This is a genomic window from Mycobacterium sp. 012931, assembly GCF_000419295.1.
Lineage (GTDB): Bacteria > Actinomycetota > Actinomycetes > Mycobacteriales > Mycobacteriaceae > Mycobacterium > Mycobacterium marinum.
This window is the reverse complement of sequence record NZ_AOPX01000001.1, coordinates 3,890,140-3,905,897: the sequence shown is the minus strand read 5'-3', so window position 1 is coordinate 3,905,897 and position 15,758 is coordinate 3,890,140. Positions and strand designations below refer to the sequence as shown.

The following is a 15,758-nucleotide window of genomic DNA, read 5'->3' as shown; positions in this document are numbered from 1 at the left end:
CGATTCGCCACGGCCCCCGCACCGGTGCCTTCTGATTCCGCACGCTCCTGTCCGGTTCCGTAGTGAATGCTGTCAGTTCGCTTCGACTTTCGCGCACGTCGCCGTTGCCGCACTAGTTTTGTTCCTGCTTGGTGACCAGCGGTCATCGTCGCAGCGGAGCGAGAGGCAAGCGATATGTCGTTTGTGAATGTGGTGCCAAACACGGTGGCGGCCGCGGCGGGCGATTTGGCGAGCATTCGCTCGGCGCTCAGTGAGGCCACTGCGGCGGCGGGGCCGACGACTGACGTGCTGGCTGCCGGCGGCGACGAGGTATCGACGGCGATCTCGCAGCTATTTGGCGCCCACGGCCAGGAATTCCAGGTCGTGAGCGCCCAACTGAGGGGATTTCACGACCAGCTGGTGAGGTTGATGCGGGCTGGTGCGGCTGCCTATGCCAGCGTCGAGGCCACCGCGCAACAAGACTTGTCCATGGCCGAGCAGGGGCTGGTGAACGCGGTCAACGCGCCTGCCCAGGCGCTGTTGGGGCACCCGATAATCGGCACCGGCGGATCCGGCAGTCAGTCCGCGACCACGGGAACATCGACCTCGGGCGTGACGAGCGGTTCGGTCGCGTCCGGCTCGGCGGCCGGTTCTGTTTCGTCCGGTGCGACCGCTGGCACTGTCTCGGCCGGTGCGACGACCGGTTCGGTTGCCTCCGGTGCGACCGCTGGCACTGTCTCGGCCGGTGCGACGGATGGTGCGGTTACCTCCGGCACTACCGCCTCGTCGTCCGACGGGACGACTGTGTCCGCGGGTGGCGTCGCTGCAACTGACCCCGGCTCCGATGGTGGTGTCGCGGTGAGTGACCCCGGCTCGGATGGCGGTGTCGCGGTGAGTGGGTCTGGTTCCGGCAGCGGCGTTGCGGTGGGCGGCACAGACACGCCAGGGACATCCGCGCCGGCTCCTGTCACCCCAAACACATTCGGCGACGTCGTCGCCGCGCCGTATCAGACGCTGATCTCCAATACGGTCACCAACCTGCAAAGTCTCGACGGCGCCTGGGCGGCCAATCCGGCGCCGTTCCTACATCAGCTGATCGCCAACCAGATGGGCTACGCGCAGACTGCCGCGACTGCGCTGCAAAGCTCAGTCAGCAATTTGCCCGCGGCGTTGGCGCACTTGCCGGCCGATATCCAGCTCGGTACCCACTCCCTAATGGCCGCTGACCCGGGCGCGTTCCTACACTCGCTGGTCACCAATCAGCTCGGCTACGCCCAGACGATCAGCACGGCACTGCAAAGCGCTGCCCATGACTTTGGTACCGGAGCGGCGGCATTGCCGGCGGCTTATCAGGCGGCCTTCCAAGACTTCATGGCCGGCAACGTCAGTGGCGCGGCCGACCATCTCGAATCGGGTTTGGCAAACCTGTTCATCACGGGTCTTGACGTGACTGCCGGTTCGGATGCCGTCCTGAGCATCACTCCGACGGGGACAGTTGGAGACCTCTTGCCGATCTTGGGCATTCCTGGGCAGATGGCGCAGAACTTCACCAACCTGCTGCCAGCCGGATCGGTACCGGAACTGGTATCGCAGAACTTCACCAACATCGTCAACGCCGCCACAAACACGGCCGTTACCTCAACGCTGACCCTCGTCGTAGATCCGAGCAGCCCCACCGGTATCGGGGTGGCCATCGACGCCACTATGGGTTTGCCGTTGGCGTTAGGAGTTGAAGCCCTCGGCGGACCTGTCGATGCGATTGATGCGTTTGGTACCAGCGCGACAGCGTTCGTCACTGCGGCGCAAAGCGGAAACGTCTTGGCGGCGACCGCCGCAGTGCTGGATGCTCCTGCTGTCGTTGCGAATGGCTTGCTCAACGGTCAGTCCACATTCCCGTTGACGATCGACGCATTGGGCATCCCAACGACGCTGAATCTGCCGATGGACGGAATTCTTGTGCCGGCCGGCCCCTACACCGCGACCATTCCGGATCTTGGCGTCACGGCCACCGTCAATGGCACACCGCTTGGCGGCGTTGCACCGGGGCTCCTGACCTTGCTGCCCGAACAGCTTGCCGAGGCGATCGGCGCAAGCCCAGTCACTGACTGAGCTTGCCGCGACGCCCGATCATCGGCGGTGCCGCCAATCTGTCCTTCGTCCTCGCGGGCGCGCCGACCAGCCGTTGAGGTGTTCGCCGTTTGCTTTGACGTGAGTGGGTTCACCTCGCCCCATTTCGTGGGTATCGGACTCCCACAGGATCTGGCCCGGAGCGGAGGGGTCATATCTTAGGGCGCGAGAACAAATTCATCAGTTTTCCAGCGGGTTAATACAGTGCCCTATTAGTCTCGACCTGCCTTGGTGATTATCGGGAGGTCGCCACGGCGGGGCGAGAGGAGCCAAGGATGTCGTTTCTACTTGTGCAGCCGGAGATGGTCAGCGCGGCCACGGAAAGCCTTACGGCAATCCGCTCCGCGTTAGGCGAAGTCAGTGCGGCAGTCGCGGGTCCCACGACCGCGGTGGTGGCCGCCGCCGGTGACGAGGTGTCGGCGGCGATCTCTCAAGTGTTCGGTGCCTATGGGCAGGAATTTCAAGCGCTCAATGCCCAAGCGGCGGCGTTTCAAGCCGAGTTCGAGGGTTTGCTGAATGGCGGCGCTGCGGCATATGTCAGCGCCGAGGCGTTGAACTCTTCGGTCTTCGGGCCGCCGATGCAGGAATTGCTCAAGGTGGTCAATGCGCCGACGCAAATGATGCTGGGACGGTCGCTGATCGCCGACGGGGCCAACGCGACGGTGGCCGGCGGCGATGGCAGGCCCGGTGGAATCTTGATGGGCAAGGGCGGCGACGGGGCGCCCGGCGGCCCCGGTCAGCCCGGCGGTAACGGCGGGGCCGCTGGCTTGATCGGTACCGGCGGTGCCGGAGGCAAGGGAGCGCCGTCTATGCCCGGCGGGCTCGGGGGCCGCGGCGGGTTGCTGTGGGGCGACGGTGGCAAGGGCGGCGATGGCGGTGCTCCGGTGTATGATGCCTGGGGCTATTTGCTTGCTGAAGCCGGTACTGGCGGCGCGGGCGGCTTGCCGGGAATATTCGGTGGGCTGCCGGGAGTTGCGGGCGCCTGGGGCGGTGAGGTGCCTACCGCGCTAGCGGCCCCGATGGTTCTGTCGGCGGCGGCGAGCAGCCCCGCTGCAGTCGGCGGTGCCTACCAGACCCTATTCGACAACACGTGGACCAACCTGCAAGCCATCGGCGCCACCTGGAATGCCGATCCGGCGCCCTTCCTGAGTCAATTCATCGCCAACCAACAGACCTACGCCAATACGGTGTTTACGTCCTTGTCGAACTCGGTCCAAGACTTCGGGGCGGGATTGGTGGCGTTGCCGGCGGCCTACCAGGGGGCCTTCCAAGCACTCATGACCGGCAATGTCAGTGGAGCGGTCGAGATCCTGGGGAAGGGCTACCTCGGTTTGGTCTTTAACGGCTTCGATTACACCAATGTGCCAGTTGTTACCGTGCAGGGCGCCTTGGGTGATCTCCTGCCCATGACCACCATCCCCGGTCAGATTTCGCAGAACATGACCAACGTGCTGCAGACGGTTACCGACACATCGATCATGGCCAACATCTCCTTGTTGAACCCATCGTTCACCACTGGTTTTCCTCTGACGCTTGCTCTTGATGCGCTGGGGGCGCCGATCGTCACCGGTCAGGCAGCTTTGCAAAGTGCGACGACCTTTATTGATGCGGTCCAGGCTGGCGATGTCGCGGGGGCATTCGGTGCCATTGTTGATGCGCCTGCCGTCATCGCCAACGGGTTCCTCAATGGCGAAGGGACGATAACGCTGGATCTGCCGACCTACCTGTCGCCCATTTCTGGAACAGAGTCGTTGACGTCAGCGATCCCGATTGGTGGGATTTTGACTCCGCTGCAGCCTGTGGAGTCGACCATAGTGTTCCGGGTGCTCCCGCATACGCCGCCGGTCACTCAACATATAACCCTCGGTGGTACGGAGTTTGGAGGCCTCATCCCTGGCCTGCAGAGCGCGTCCGCGCAGCTAGCGGATGCGATCAAGCTCAGCTAGTAGATGACGCGAACCTGTCCGTGTGGGCCTCGATGCACGGTCAGGCGCGACGTGGTGGTCGGCTCCGGCGGTGACGGTGTCGCGTTGACTGAGAGCCGCAACCACGGCCATCCGGTTGTCTTGGCATGCCTCGAACAGATTCGTGGCTCCAATCTCCTGCGGCCAATTCTTCGCCTAACAGGTTTGGGGCTGACACCCTCTGGGTACCCGCGCCCTGCGCCGTGCGTCACGCGTTGGGCAACGAGGCAGGGAACGCCGGAGCCCTGGGCAACGAGGGGAGCTGACTATGTCGTTCGTGATCGCTGATCCGGAGATGGTGACGGCAGCGGCGGCAGATTTGGCGGGCATCCGCTCGACGCTCGGGGCGGCCGCAGAGGCGGCCGCAGGGCCAACAACCGGCGTGGCGGCTGCGGCCGCCGATGAGGTATCGGCGGCCATCGCGCACCTCTTCGGTGCGTATGGGCAGGAATTTCAGGCTCTCAACGGCCGAGCGGCAGCGTTTCATGCCGAGCTCGTGCGCTTGTTGAACGGTGGCGCTGCAAGCTATCTGAGTGCCGAGGTCGTCAACGTCGAAGCATTGCTCGGCCAATCGCTGAACGGCGGTGCGGCCGCTGCCGCCGATCCTCTCAGCGGGCTTCTGGGATCGATCCTCGGCACTAGCTCAGGAGGTAGCGGAAGCGTTGGCGGGATCCTCGGTGGTAGCGGGGGGCTGTTGGACCCGATCCTGTTCGGGGGCACTGGTGGGCTCCTTGGCCCGCTGGTGGGGGGCAATGGCGTGCTGACTTCGCTCGTCGGCTCCGGACCTTTGGGCCCGTTCTTCAACGGTGTCGGAGGGGAGATCGGCGTCGTCACATCCGCTCTGATCGGCGGCGACGGCGCCGTGTTGCTGTCTGATCAGATCGGCGGCATCACGGGCGCCCTCACTAGTCTGCCCGGATTGAGCGGCCTGCAGACATTGCTACCGGGTCTGTTCCCGTCCTCCGGGGACACAACCACAACACCTGCGCCTGGCGGTGCCTGGCAGCAACTCTTTGAGAACACCAGCTCGAACCTGAATGCCCTCGGCACAGCATGGTCTGAAGACCCATTCCCGTTGCTGCGTCAGGTGATCGCCAATCAGCAGGGCTATGCGTACACGCTCGGGCAGGATCTCAGCCTCGCGATCCAGAACCTACCCACTGAGCTGGCACACCTGCCGGAAAACATCGAGACCGGGATCCAGGGATTTCTAGCTTTCAACCCCGGCCTCTACGCTCAGCAGTTCGTCGCCGGCACGATGAACGACTTCCACACGATCGGCACGTCGCTCTCGGAAGCGGGTCAGGACCTTCAGATCGGGCTGGCCGGCTTCCCGGCCGACATGCAGCCAGCCTACGAGGCGTTCGCGGCCGGCAACTACAACCTGGCGGTCAACGACGCGACGAAGGCCTTGCTCAATGTCTTCATCACCGGATTCGATACCAGCAACTTGAACGACATCAGATTGCTGGGGCCGGTAGCGGACCTGTTCCCGATCCTGGCCCTCCCCGGGCAGGATGTTCAGGGCTTCAGCAACCTGTTGCCTGCCGGCTCGATTCCCGCGCAGATGACTCACAACCTCGCCAACGTGCTCAATGCGCTTACCGATACCAGCATTTCGACGACGATCTCCGGAACCTTGGATCCGCCCGCACTTGTACTCGACGCCAACTTCGGTCTGCCGTTGTCGATCCTCTTCGGTGTCGCGGGCGCGCCGGTTGCGGGTCTCGACGGACTGGCCACCGCCGGGACAACGATTGGCACTGGCGTAGCAACCGGGAACCCGTTCATGGTGGTCGGTGGCCTAATCGACGCGCCGGCGGTCGTCTTGGACGGCTTCCTCAATGGCGAAACGATTGTCGACATGTCGTTGCCGGTGACCTTCGATGTGCCAGTCCTCGGGCCGCTAAACATACCGGTCGTCATTCACCTTCCCTTCCAAGGGCTTTTGGTTCCGCCGCATCCGTTTACAGCGACGGTGCCGCTGGAGATTCTTGGGGTCGACATCCCAATCAACCTGACGCTCGGTGGCACCCAATTCGGGGGGCTGGTGCCCACGCTGGTGAACTACACGTCCCGGCACCTGGCCAACGCAATAACGCCCGCCGCGTAGTGCCCCCGGCGCCGTCGAAACCTGCAGGTGCTTGCCGGTGATCGTCACTGGCGCGTAAGTCGCTCGGAGCAAATGATTCTGCTCATTCCAATCTCACAGGGTGTGCAGTCGTGGGTCACTTGGCAATGGCTTGATGTGTCCCAGCGAACCTGGGTGACCTGCCTGCTTTGCGCGCAATTGTGGGATAGCGGCCGATCATTTGGGGCCACAGAAATCGTGGGTCGTTTTGGCGTGTCCCGCGCCGCTGCAAGCCGGGAAAAGATGCATAATGTTCGCCGCCGATTCATCGGGTTGCCGAAGGGCTGGCTAGCGGATTGATGCCCGCCTTCGTCATGTGTGGAATAACGGCCTTGCGGTGCAAATCCGAAGGAGGATTGGGGAGCTTGCGGAAAGGGTATTCCCCATAGACTTTTCGACCTTCGGGGTGATCTTCCGTGGCAACGGCCAAGGCCTCGTGACGGCCGCTTGTTGGTACGAGGGCTCCGTTGGGGCGCCCAAAAATGTTCCGCTGCAACGGTAGAACATCTGACATGGGCGTGGTCGGGAGCCCTGGGCGGCGGGGTAGGCGTCCGGGTGGGCGGCTTACGAACTCATCGCCTGGTCGCCCGGTGAAGGCTTTGTCGGGTGAAGTCGGTGTCGCTGAACATTCGCGAAATTTACTCTGCTGCAATTAATTAGCGGCGGCCAAACTATGTGTTGGGGCTGCGGCATCCAGATCTTGATAAAACTCCTGACGGCAGGCAACAGAAGTCGATACCCGGCTTCCGGTGAAATCTGGCCCGGGGTGAAGTCGTTTCGTCAATCAGATTGCCTGGGGTTGGATTCGGACAGGTGAAAACGATGGTTTTCTTGTGTAGTTCTGCCACAGCGGATTACGTTTCTTCTGCCGATGAGATCGGGCCTCTTCGGATCACAGACCGTTCATTCTGCGTGGGGATGATGAACATGTCTTTTGTGACCGCTGTGCCCGAGCTCGTCGAGTCGGCAGCCCAGGACTTGGCAGGAATCCGTTCAGCACTGGTGGAGGCCGCTCAGGCAGTAGCAGTGCCGACCACCGCACTGGCGGCCGCGGGAGAAGATGAGGTATCCGCTGCAATAGCAGCGCTATTCGGCACTTTTGGCCAGGAATATCAAGCAGTCAGTGCACAAGCGGCGTCGTTCCACGAGTCTTTCGTCAGGGTGTTGAGCGGTGCTGCGGCCTCGTACGTGGAAGCTGAGGTAGCCAACGGTGCTGCCCTGCTCGCGGGCGAAAGTGCCGCCGCTGCAGTCAGCGGCGGATTTAGTGGTGGGCTGACGGCCGGACTTAGCGCGGAGTTGGCTCTTCAAGCGGCGAACTCCCTCGCGACAGCTTTCGGCTCCGGAGTTTCCGGTCTTGCGCTGCAGACCGGTGGTGCGCTTGTGTCCGGTCTTGGGACCGGTCTGGTTCAAACCGGCGAGGTCATCGTGTCGGCTGGCCAGGCCTTGCAGAACCTCGGTTCGTTCATGGCGGGCGCTGGTGCTGGGTTGAGCGCTCAAGCCAGTGCGGCCCTCACCCAGGCAATGAATTTGGGTGGCTCACTGAGTGCACAGCTTGGGGCTTCCCTGTCGGGCAACTTCAACCTCGCTCTGCCGGAACTGATCGCGGGATTCAATAATGGGCTGACTGGGCTGATTCAAACCGGCCAGACCATCACGACCAGCCTGATCGGTAGCGCCGGCAGCGGCCTTGGTGCGCTTTTCCAAACCGGCGGAACCGTGCTTACCAACTTCGGGAGCGCCTTGCCCGAATTCGCCGCTCAGCTAAGCGGTGCGATCTCGGCGACCGTTGGCAGCAGCCTGCCCGGCCTCGTCGGTGCGTTCGATAGCGGATTCACCGGCCTGGTCTAGGCGGGCCAGTCCTTGGCGACAAACCTGGCCGGCAGTGTGGGCGGCGGTCTGGATGCGCTCATCCAGACCGGAGAGACCCTGGCAGGCGGCTTGACGGCCAGCCTTAGCGCTCCCGTATTGGCGGCCCAGTTGTCGGCGGCGTTGCAGGCTAGCTTCGGTACGTCGCTGCCAGAGTTGGTTGCTGTATTTACCGGTGGATTGAACGGGCTGGTGCAGGCGGGTCAAACGTTGGCCGCGAATATGGCGGGCAACTTTGGTGGCGGCCTGAGTGGGTTGTTGGAGGCCGGGCAGGTGTTGATGGCCAACCTGGCAGGTGGGTTTAGTCTGCCGGCGTTGGCGGCCCAGATTAGTGCGGCGTTGCAGGCTAGCTTCGGTGCGTCGTTGCCGGAGGCGGTGGCGGCGTTCACGGGTGGGTTGAACGGGTTGGTGCAGGCGGGGCAAACGTTGGCGGCCAACTTGGTTGGCGGGTTTAGCTTGCCGACGCTGGCCGCTGAGTTGTCGGCGGCGTTGCAGGCGAGCTTCGGTGCGTCGTTGCCGGAGGTGGTGGCGGCGTTTACCGGTGGGTTGAACGGGCTGGTGCAGGCGGGACAAAGCCTGGCGGCCAACCTGGCGGGCAGCCTTGGTGGCGGGTTTAACGCGTTGATTGAAGTTGGTCAGGCGTTGGCCGCCAACCTGGTTGGCGGGTTTAGTTTGCCGGCGTTGGCGGCTCAGATTAGTGCGGCGTTGCAGGCCAGCTTCGGTGCCTCGTTCCCGGAGGCGGTGGCCGCATTCACCGGTGGGCTGAACGGGCTGGTGCAGGCGGGCCAAACGTTAGCGGCCAACCTGGCGGGCAGCCTTGGTGGCGGGTTTAACGCGTTGATTGAAGTGGGTCAGGCGTTGGCTGCCAACCTGGTTGGCGGTTTCAGCTTGCCGACGCTGGCGGCCCAGATCAGCGCGGCGTTGCAGGCCAGTCTTGGCACCTCATTCCCCGAGCTGATGGCCGGATTCACCGGTGGCTTCACCGGCTTGCTCCAAACTGGACAATCTCTGGCGGGAAACCTCGTGGATAGCTTTGGCGGCGGACTGGATGCGCTAATCCAGACAGGTCAGAACGTCGCGGCCAATCTTGTCGGCGCCTTCAACGCACCGGCACTGCTAGCCGGATTGAATAGCGGGTTGAACGGACTAGTCCAGACCGGCGCGTCGCTGGCTGGGAACCTGGCGGGAGCCTTTGGTGCAGGCCTGCCGGAGCTTGCTACCCAGCTGTCGGCTGCGTTGTCGGCCAGCCTAAGCGGTGACCTGTCGGCGGAGTTGAGCGCCGCGCTGACGGCGAGCCTTGCCAACACGGCGTCGGGGCTGTTGTCAGGCCTGGCGCAGACCGGTGCAAACCTGGCAGGGGGGATCGGGGGAGGACTGTTAGGTCTGATTGGCACCGGCGAAACCTTGGCGCGCAGCCTCGCAGGAGGTGTTTCCGGCTTGCTGGGCACGGGCGAATCGCTGCTGATGATCTGGCAAAACGCTACGGCAGAGGTGACCGGTGCGCTCAGCGATGCTGTGGTTGCCAGCATCGGTGTTGGTCTGCCCGGGCTGTCACAGGCCGCGGTCACCCTGTCGACAGGCATCGCCAACGCCAGCGTTGGCCTGACCCAGACCGGAGGCGTCATCGTGAGTGCCCTGGATAACGCAGCTCTTGGAATCACCGGAGACATCAGTGCTGCATTGGCCAATCTTCAACTCGCCATCCAGGCGGCGTTGAACGCGAGTTTCGGAGTTCAGGTCGCTGCCTAGCTGGTGCTGACTACCCTTGAGCTAAGTCGTGGTCGCGACACAGGCCAGAATGGATTTGCGAAATATTGCATAACCATGCAAAATCCTCGAAATGGCCCACGCGACCGATGCAATCAGGGTGGCCGTAGCGGGTGCCAGCGGCTATGCAGGCGGTGAGGTCCTTCGCCTTCTGCTGGGGCATCCCGCCTACACCTCGGGACGGCTGACGATCGGGGCGGTGACCGCAGCGGCCAGCGCGGGAAGCGTCCTCGCGGAGCACCATCCGCATCTGTTGCCGCTGGCCCAGCGGATCCTCGAGCCCACCGAGCTCGAGGTGCTCCGCGGACATGACGTGGTATTCCTCGCTTTGCCGCACGGGCATTCGGCGGCGCTGGCCGATCAACTCGGCCCAGAAACTCTGATCATCGACTGTGGGGCCGATTTTCGGCTCACCGATGCGGCGGCTTGGGAGCGGTTCTATGGGTCAGCGCATTCCGGCAGCTGGCCCTACGGACTACCCGAATTGCCGGGTGCTCGGGAGCGGTTGCGTGACACCCGCCGCATAGCGGTTCCGGGTTGCTACCCGACCGCGGCGCTGCTCGCACTGCTGCCCGCGGTGGCCGAGGGCCTCATCGATCCGGCCGTGACGGTGGTCGCCGTTAGCGGTACCTCGGGGGCTGGCCGGGCCGCCAAGACCGACCTGCTCGGCTCGGAAGTCATCGGGTCGGCCCGGGCCTACAACATCGCGGGTGCGCACCGGCATACTCCCGAGATCGCACAAGGCTTGCGCGCGGTCACCGACCGAGACGTCACCGTTTCGTTTACACCGGTTCTTATCCCGACCTCACGTGGCATTCTGGCAACCTGTACCGCGCGTACCCGCTCGCCGATCGCTCGGTTACGGTCAGCCTACGAAAAAGCCTATGAGGCAGAACCTTTTATCTATTTGATGCCGGAGGGTCAGTTGCCCCGCACTGGTGCCGTGATTGGCAGCAACGCGGCGCACATAGCGGTCGCTGTGGATGAAGAAGCCGAGACCTTTGTTGCGATTGCCGCAATCGACAACCTGGTCAAGGGCACTGCCGGGGCCGCCGTGCAGTCGATGAACCTGGCGCTGGGCTGGCCGGAGACAGAAGGGCTCTCAGTGGTCGGGGTGGCGCCATGAACGGCTTCGACGACCAGTTGCCGAGTGACCGGGAGCAAGGACTACCGCCTGGCAGCGGGGAGAGTGACACACATGACTGAAGTTGTCAGCGCCGGGCGGCTGTTGCGTAGTCAAGGCATTACTGCCCCGGCGGGTTTCCGGGCTGCAGGCATCGCGGCTGGGATCAAGGCGTCGGGTGCTCGTGACCTCGCGCTGGTATTCAATGAAGGCCCCGACTACTCAGCCGCCGGCGTGTTCACCCGGAACCAGGTCAAGGCCGCACCGGTGTTATGGACGCAGCAGGCGCTAACGACTGGGCAGCTACGTGCGGTGATCCTCAATTCCGGTGGTGCAAACGCCTGTACTGGCCCCGGCGGCTTCCAGGACACGCACGCCACGGCAGAGGCCGTCGCGGCCGCGTTGTCGGACTGGGGAACAGAGACCGGCGCAGTTGAGGTCGCGGTCTGCTCGACCGGGCTGATCGGCGACCGCCTGCCGATGGACAAGGTGCTTGCCGGTGTCGAACACATCGTGCATGAGCTGCATGGCGGCCTGCACGGCGGCGACGACGCTGCCCACGCCATCATGACCACTGACACCGTCGCCAAACAAGTTGCGCTACATCATCAGAGCAAATGGACTGTCGGTGGGATGGTCAAAGGAGCGGGCATGCTGGCCCCCTCGCTTGCGACCATGCTTTGTGTGCTCACCACCGACGCGGTCGCGAGTTCGGCGGCACTCGAGCAGGCGCTGCGTAGGGCAACCGCGCGTACGTTCGACCGGCTCGACATCGACGGCAGCTGCTCGACCAATGACACGGTGCTCTTGCTGGCATCGGGTGCCAGCGAAATAGCGCCGTCGCAAGCAGATCTCGATGAGGCGGTACTACGAGTTTGCGATGACCTCTGTGCTCAACTGCAGGCTGATGCCGAAGGCGTCACCAAGCGCGTCACCGTCACCGTGAAGGGCGCCGCCACAGAAGAGGACGCACTGATCGCCGCGCGGGTGATCGCTCGTGACAGCTTGGTCAAGACCGCGCTGTTCGGATCCGACCCGAACTGGGGGAGAGTTCTGGCAGCGGTCGGGATGGCCCCCATCACCCTCGACCCCAATCGAATCAGCTTGCTATTCAATGGCTCTGCCGTCTGCATCGACGGCGTTGGTGCCCCGGGCGCGCGTGAGGTGGACCTCTCGGCCACCGATACCTATGTCACCGTCGAACTTGGCGTCGGCGATGCTCACGCGGCAATCCGAACCACCGATCTGTCCCACGCCTACGTCGAAGAGAATTCGGCATACAGCTCATGACGATTGAAACGTTGTCCAACCAGGCCAAGGCCCAAGTGCTGGCCGAAGCGTTGCCCTGGCTCAAGCAGTTGCACGGCAGGGTTGTCGTTATCAAGTACGGCGGCAACGCGATGACCGACGACACATTGCGGCAAGCATTCGCTGCCGACATGGCTTTCCTGCGAAACTGCGGAATTCATCCGGTGGTGGTGCACGGTGGTGGGCCACAGATCACCGCCATGCTTGGCAAGCTCGGCATCGAGGGTGACTTCAAAGGCGGATTCCGGGTCACCACACCGGAAGTCCTCGACGTGGCGCGGATGGTGTTGTTCGGACAGGTCGGTCGCGAATTGGTCAACTTGATCAACGCGCACGGGCCCTATGCGGTGGGGGTCACCGGTGAAGACGCACAGCTGTTCACCGCAGTGCGGCGCAGTGTGAACGTCGACGGTGTCGCTACCGACATCGGCCTGGTCGGTGACGTCGACCATGTCAATGCCGCGGCGCTGATGGATCTCATCGCCGCACATAGGATTCCGGTCATTTCAACACTGGCTCCGGACGCCGAAGGCGTGGTGCACAACATCAACGCGGACACCGCCGCCGCGGCCCTCGCGGAAGCCCTTGGAGCCGAGAAACTTCTGATGCTTACCGATGTGGAAGGCCTCTATACCAGCTGGCCCGAACGGGATTCATTGATCAGAGAAATCGACACGGCGGCTTTGGAACAGTTATTGCCCAGGCTGGAGGCGGGCATGATCCCCAAGGTCGAAGCATGCCTGCGGGCGGTCACCGGTGGGGTGCCCAGCGCGCACGTCATCGACGGGCGTGTTGAACATTGCGTGCTGGTCGAGCTGTTCACCAATGCGGGGACCGGCACCAAGGTGGTGTCCGCATGACGCATACCGAAGACACGCGGGCCCGATGGGAAGCCGTGATGATGAACAACTACGGCACCCCGCCCGTGGCATTGGCCAGTGGCGAAGGCGCGGTAGTTACCGACGTCGACGGTAAGAACTACGTCGACCTGCTGGGCGGCATCGCGGTCAACATACTCGGCCATCGCCACCCCGCCGTCATTGAGGCGGTGACTCAGCAGATGTCGACGTTGGGCCACACCTCCAACTTGTATGCCACCGAGCCCACCATCGCGCTCGCCGAAGAATTGGTCACGCTGCTGGGCGCTGAAGCGCCGGCGCGGGTGTTCTTCTGCAACTCTGGGACCGAGGCCAACGAGGCTGCGTTCAAGCTGTCTCGGCTTACCGGTCGTACGAAACTTGTTGCTGCGCAAGAGGGTTTTCACGGCAGGACGATGGGATCGTTGGCGCTCACCGGACAGCCGGCCAAGCAAGCGCCGTTCGAGCCGTTGCCCGGCTACGTTACTCACGTCCCCTATGGGGATATCGACGCGTTGGCCGCCGCCGTCGACGACGAGACTGCCGCCGTGTTCCTCGAGCCCATCATGGGGGAGAGTGGTGTCGTCGTGCCGCCGGAGGGCTACCTGCTGGCGGCTCGCGAGATCACCGCACGCCACGGCGCGCTGTTGGTGCTCGACGAGGTGCAGACCGGAATCGGCCGCACCGGAGCCTTCTACGCGCACCAGCATGACGGCATTACTCCCGATGTCGTGACACTGGCCAAGGGGCTAGGGGGAGGATTGCCCATTGGGGCGTGTCTGGCCATTGGCCCAGCGGCGGAGTTGCTGACACCGGGGTTGCACGGCAGTACGTTCGGCGGCAACCCGGTTTGTGCCGCGGCGGCGTTGGCGGTGCTGCGGGTAGTGGCCTCCGAAGGTCTGGTGCGCCGCGCCGAAACGCTAGGCAAAACATTCAAACAGGGCGTCGAGTCGTTGAGCCATCCGTTGATCGACCATGTGCGCGGGCGCGGATTGCTCTTGGGCATTGTGCTGGCAGGCCCGCACGCCAAGGCGGCGGACTGGGCCGCGCGCGAAGTCGGCTACCTGGTAAATGGCGCTGCGCCCAACGTTGTCCGGCTCGCGCCACCATTGGTCATTACCGAACCCCAGCTCGAAGGCTTTGTCGCCGCGCTGCCGGGAATCTTGGACAACGCGGGAGCATCAGCATGATCCGACACTTTCTGCGTGATGACGACTTGTCGCCTGCCGAGCAGGCCGAAGTTCTGCAGCTGGCGGCCGAATTGAAGCGGGAACCGTTCAGCCGCCGTCCCCTGGACGGGCCGCGGGGAGTGGCGGTGATCTTCGACAAGAATTCCACCCGCACCCGCTTCTCCTTTGAGATGGGTATCGCCCAGTTGGGTGGGCATGCAGTGGTTGTCGACGGTCGCAGCACCCAGCTGGGCCGCGAGGAGACCCTGCCAGACACCGCAAAAGTGTTGTCTCGCTTTGTTGATGCCATTGTTTGGCGCACCTTCGGCCAGGATCGCCTGCAGGCCATGGCTTCCACTGCGACGGTGCCCGTGGTCAATGCGCTGTCCGACGAGTTCCACCCCTGCCAGGTGCTGGCCGATTTGCAGACCATCACGGAACGTCGGGGCTCCTTGAAAGGCTTGCGGTTGTCCTACTTTGGTGACGGCGCCAACAACATGGCGCATTCACTGATGTTGGGCGGGGTCACCGCGGGCATGCATGTGACAGTTGCCGCTCCCGACGGATTTCACCCCGACCCGTCGGTCGTTGGCGCCGCGGAGCAGCGTGCCGAGACGACCGGTGCCTCGGTGCGGCTCACCGCTGACGCCCACGTGGCCGCGGCCGGCGCCGATGTCCTGGTCACCGATACCTGGACGTCGATGGGCCAGGAAGACGACGGGCTCGACCGCGTCAAGCCCTTCCGTCCATTCCAGGTGAACGAGCAGCTGCTGGCGGCGGCCGATTCCGAAGTCGTTGTGCTGCACTGTCTTCCGGCGCATCGAGGCGACGAGATCACCGACCAGGTGATGGACGGTCCGGCCAGCGCGGTGTGGGACGAGGCGGAGAATCGGCTGCATGCGCAGAAGGCGCTGCTGGTGTGGTTGTTGGAGCGGGGGCGATGAACGGCGCCAAACAAGCACCCGAGATCAGTGTCAATCGCGCTGGTCGGCAGGCCCGAATCGTGGCGATTTTGTCCACGGAGTCGGTGAGCAGTCAAAGTGAATTGGCCGCGTTGCTAGCGGTCCAGGGGATCGAGGCGACCCAGGCTACGTTGTCTCGTGATCTCGAAGAGCTCGGCGCGGTGAAGCTGCGCGGCGCCGATGGTGGGGTGGGTGTCTACGTGGTGCCAGAAGACGGTAGCCCGGTGCGCGGGGTGACTGGGGGCACCGGACGGCTGGCGCGGCTGCTGGGTGAGCTGCTGGTGTCCTCCGATGCCAGCGCCAACCTCGCGGTGCTGCGCACCCCGCCCGGCGGGGCGCACTACTTGGCCAGCGCAATCGATCGTGCGGCGCTACCGTACGTGGTCGGCACCATTGCCGGCGATGACACTGTGTTCGTGGCTGCTCGTGAGCCGATGACCGGGGCCGAGTTGGCAATCGCCTTGGAAAAATTGAAGTAGGACCTGAAATACACTGCTGCCGGTTC

Annotated in this window: 11 protein-coding genes; all 11 read left to right on the top strand. The window is 63.7% G+C overall.

The window, feature by feature from the left end; genetic code table 11:
- Positions 1-174 precede the first annotated feature (174 nt).
- Positions 175-2,088 (top strand): PE family protein, encoded by a 1,914-nt coding sequence (locus MMSP_RS17140; RefSeq protein WP_020787658.1) that lies wholly within the window; start codon positions 175-177, stop codon positions 2,086-2,088.
- A gap of 293 nt (positions 2,089-2,381) precedes the next feature.
- Entirely contained in the window at positions 2,382-4,052 is a 1,671-nt protein-coding gene (locus tag MMSP_RS17135) for a PE family protein (RefSeq protein WP_020787657.1), read from the top strand.
- Between the two features lie 286 nt (positions 4,053-4,338).
- A complete protein-coding gene (locus tag MMSP_RS17130) occupies positions 4,339-6,183 on the top strand; it encodes a PE family protein (RefSeq protein WP_020787656.1) in 1,845 nt (614 codons plus the stop codon).
- A 945-nt stretch (positions 6,184-7,128) separates the two neighbouring features.
- On the top strand, positions 7,129-8,049 hold the full coding sequence (locus MMSP_RS17120; RefSeq protein WP_106407436.1) for a PE family protein: 921 nt from the start codon (positions 7,129-7,131) through the stop codon (positions 8,047-8,049).
- A 12-nt stretch (positions 8,050-8,061) separates the two neighbouring features.
- Complete coding sequence (locus tag MMSP_RS28730; protein WP_020787654.1) at positions 8,062-9,816, top strand: hypothetical protein; 1,755 nt, start codon at positions 8,062-8,064, stop codon at positions 9,814-9,816.
- Between the two features lie 91 nt (positions 9,817-9,907).
- Positions 9,908-10,960 carry an N-acetyl-gamma-glutamyl-phosphate reductase gene (gene argC / locus MMSP_RS17110; RefSeq protein WP_020787653.1) on the top strand — a complete coding sequence of 351 codons (1,053 nt, stop codon included), beginning with the start codon at positions 9,908-9,910 and terminating at the stop codon, positions 10,958-10,960.
- Positions 10,961-11,032: 72 nt separating this feature from the next.
- Positions 11,033-12,247: a bifunctional glutamate N-acetyltransferase/amino-acid acetyltransferase ArgJ gene (gene argJ / locus MMSP_RS17105; RefSeq protein WP_015355962.1), complete on the top strand. Its 1,215-nt coding sequence runs from the start codon at positions 11,033-11,035 to the stop codon at positions 12,245-12,247.
- Positions 12,244-13,125: an acetylglutamate kinase gene (gene argB, locus MMSP_RS17100; RefSeq protein WP_020787652.1), complete on the top strand. Its 882-nt coding sequence runs from the start codon at positions 12,244-12,246 to the stop codon at positions 13,123-13,125. The genes argJ and argB overlap by 4 nt, the downstream gene beginning before the upstream one ends.
- Positions 13,122-14,312 carry an acetylornithine transaminase gene (locus tag MMSP_RS17095; protein ID WP_020787651.1) on the top strand — a complete coding sequence of 397 codons (1,191 nt, stop codon included), beginning with the start codon at positions 13,122-13,124 and terminating at the stop codon, positions 14,310-14,312. The genes argB and MMSP_RS17095 overlap by 4 nt, the downstream gene beginning before the upstream one ends.
- Entirely contained in the window at positions 14,309-15,235 is a 927-nt protein-coding gene (argF, locus tag MMSP_RS17090; RefSeq protein ID WP_015355959.1) for an ornithine carbamoyltransferase, read from the top strand. The genes MMSP_RS17095 and argF overlap by 4 nt, the downstream gene beginning before the upstream one ends.
- Positions 15,232-15,732, top strand: coding sequence for an arginine repressor (locus MMSP_RS17085; RefSeq protein ID WP_011739767.1), 501 nt, complete (start codon positions 15,232-15,234; stop codon positions 15,730-15,732). Before argF ends, MMSP_RS17085 begins: the two co-directional genes overlap by 4 nt.
- Positions 15,733-15,758: the final 26 nt, after the last annotated feature.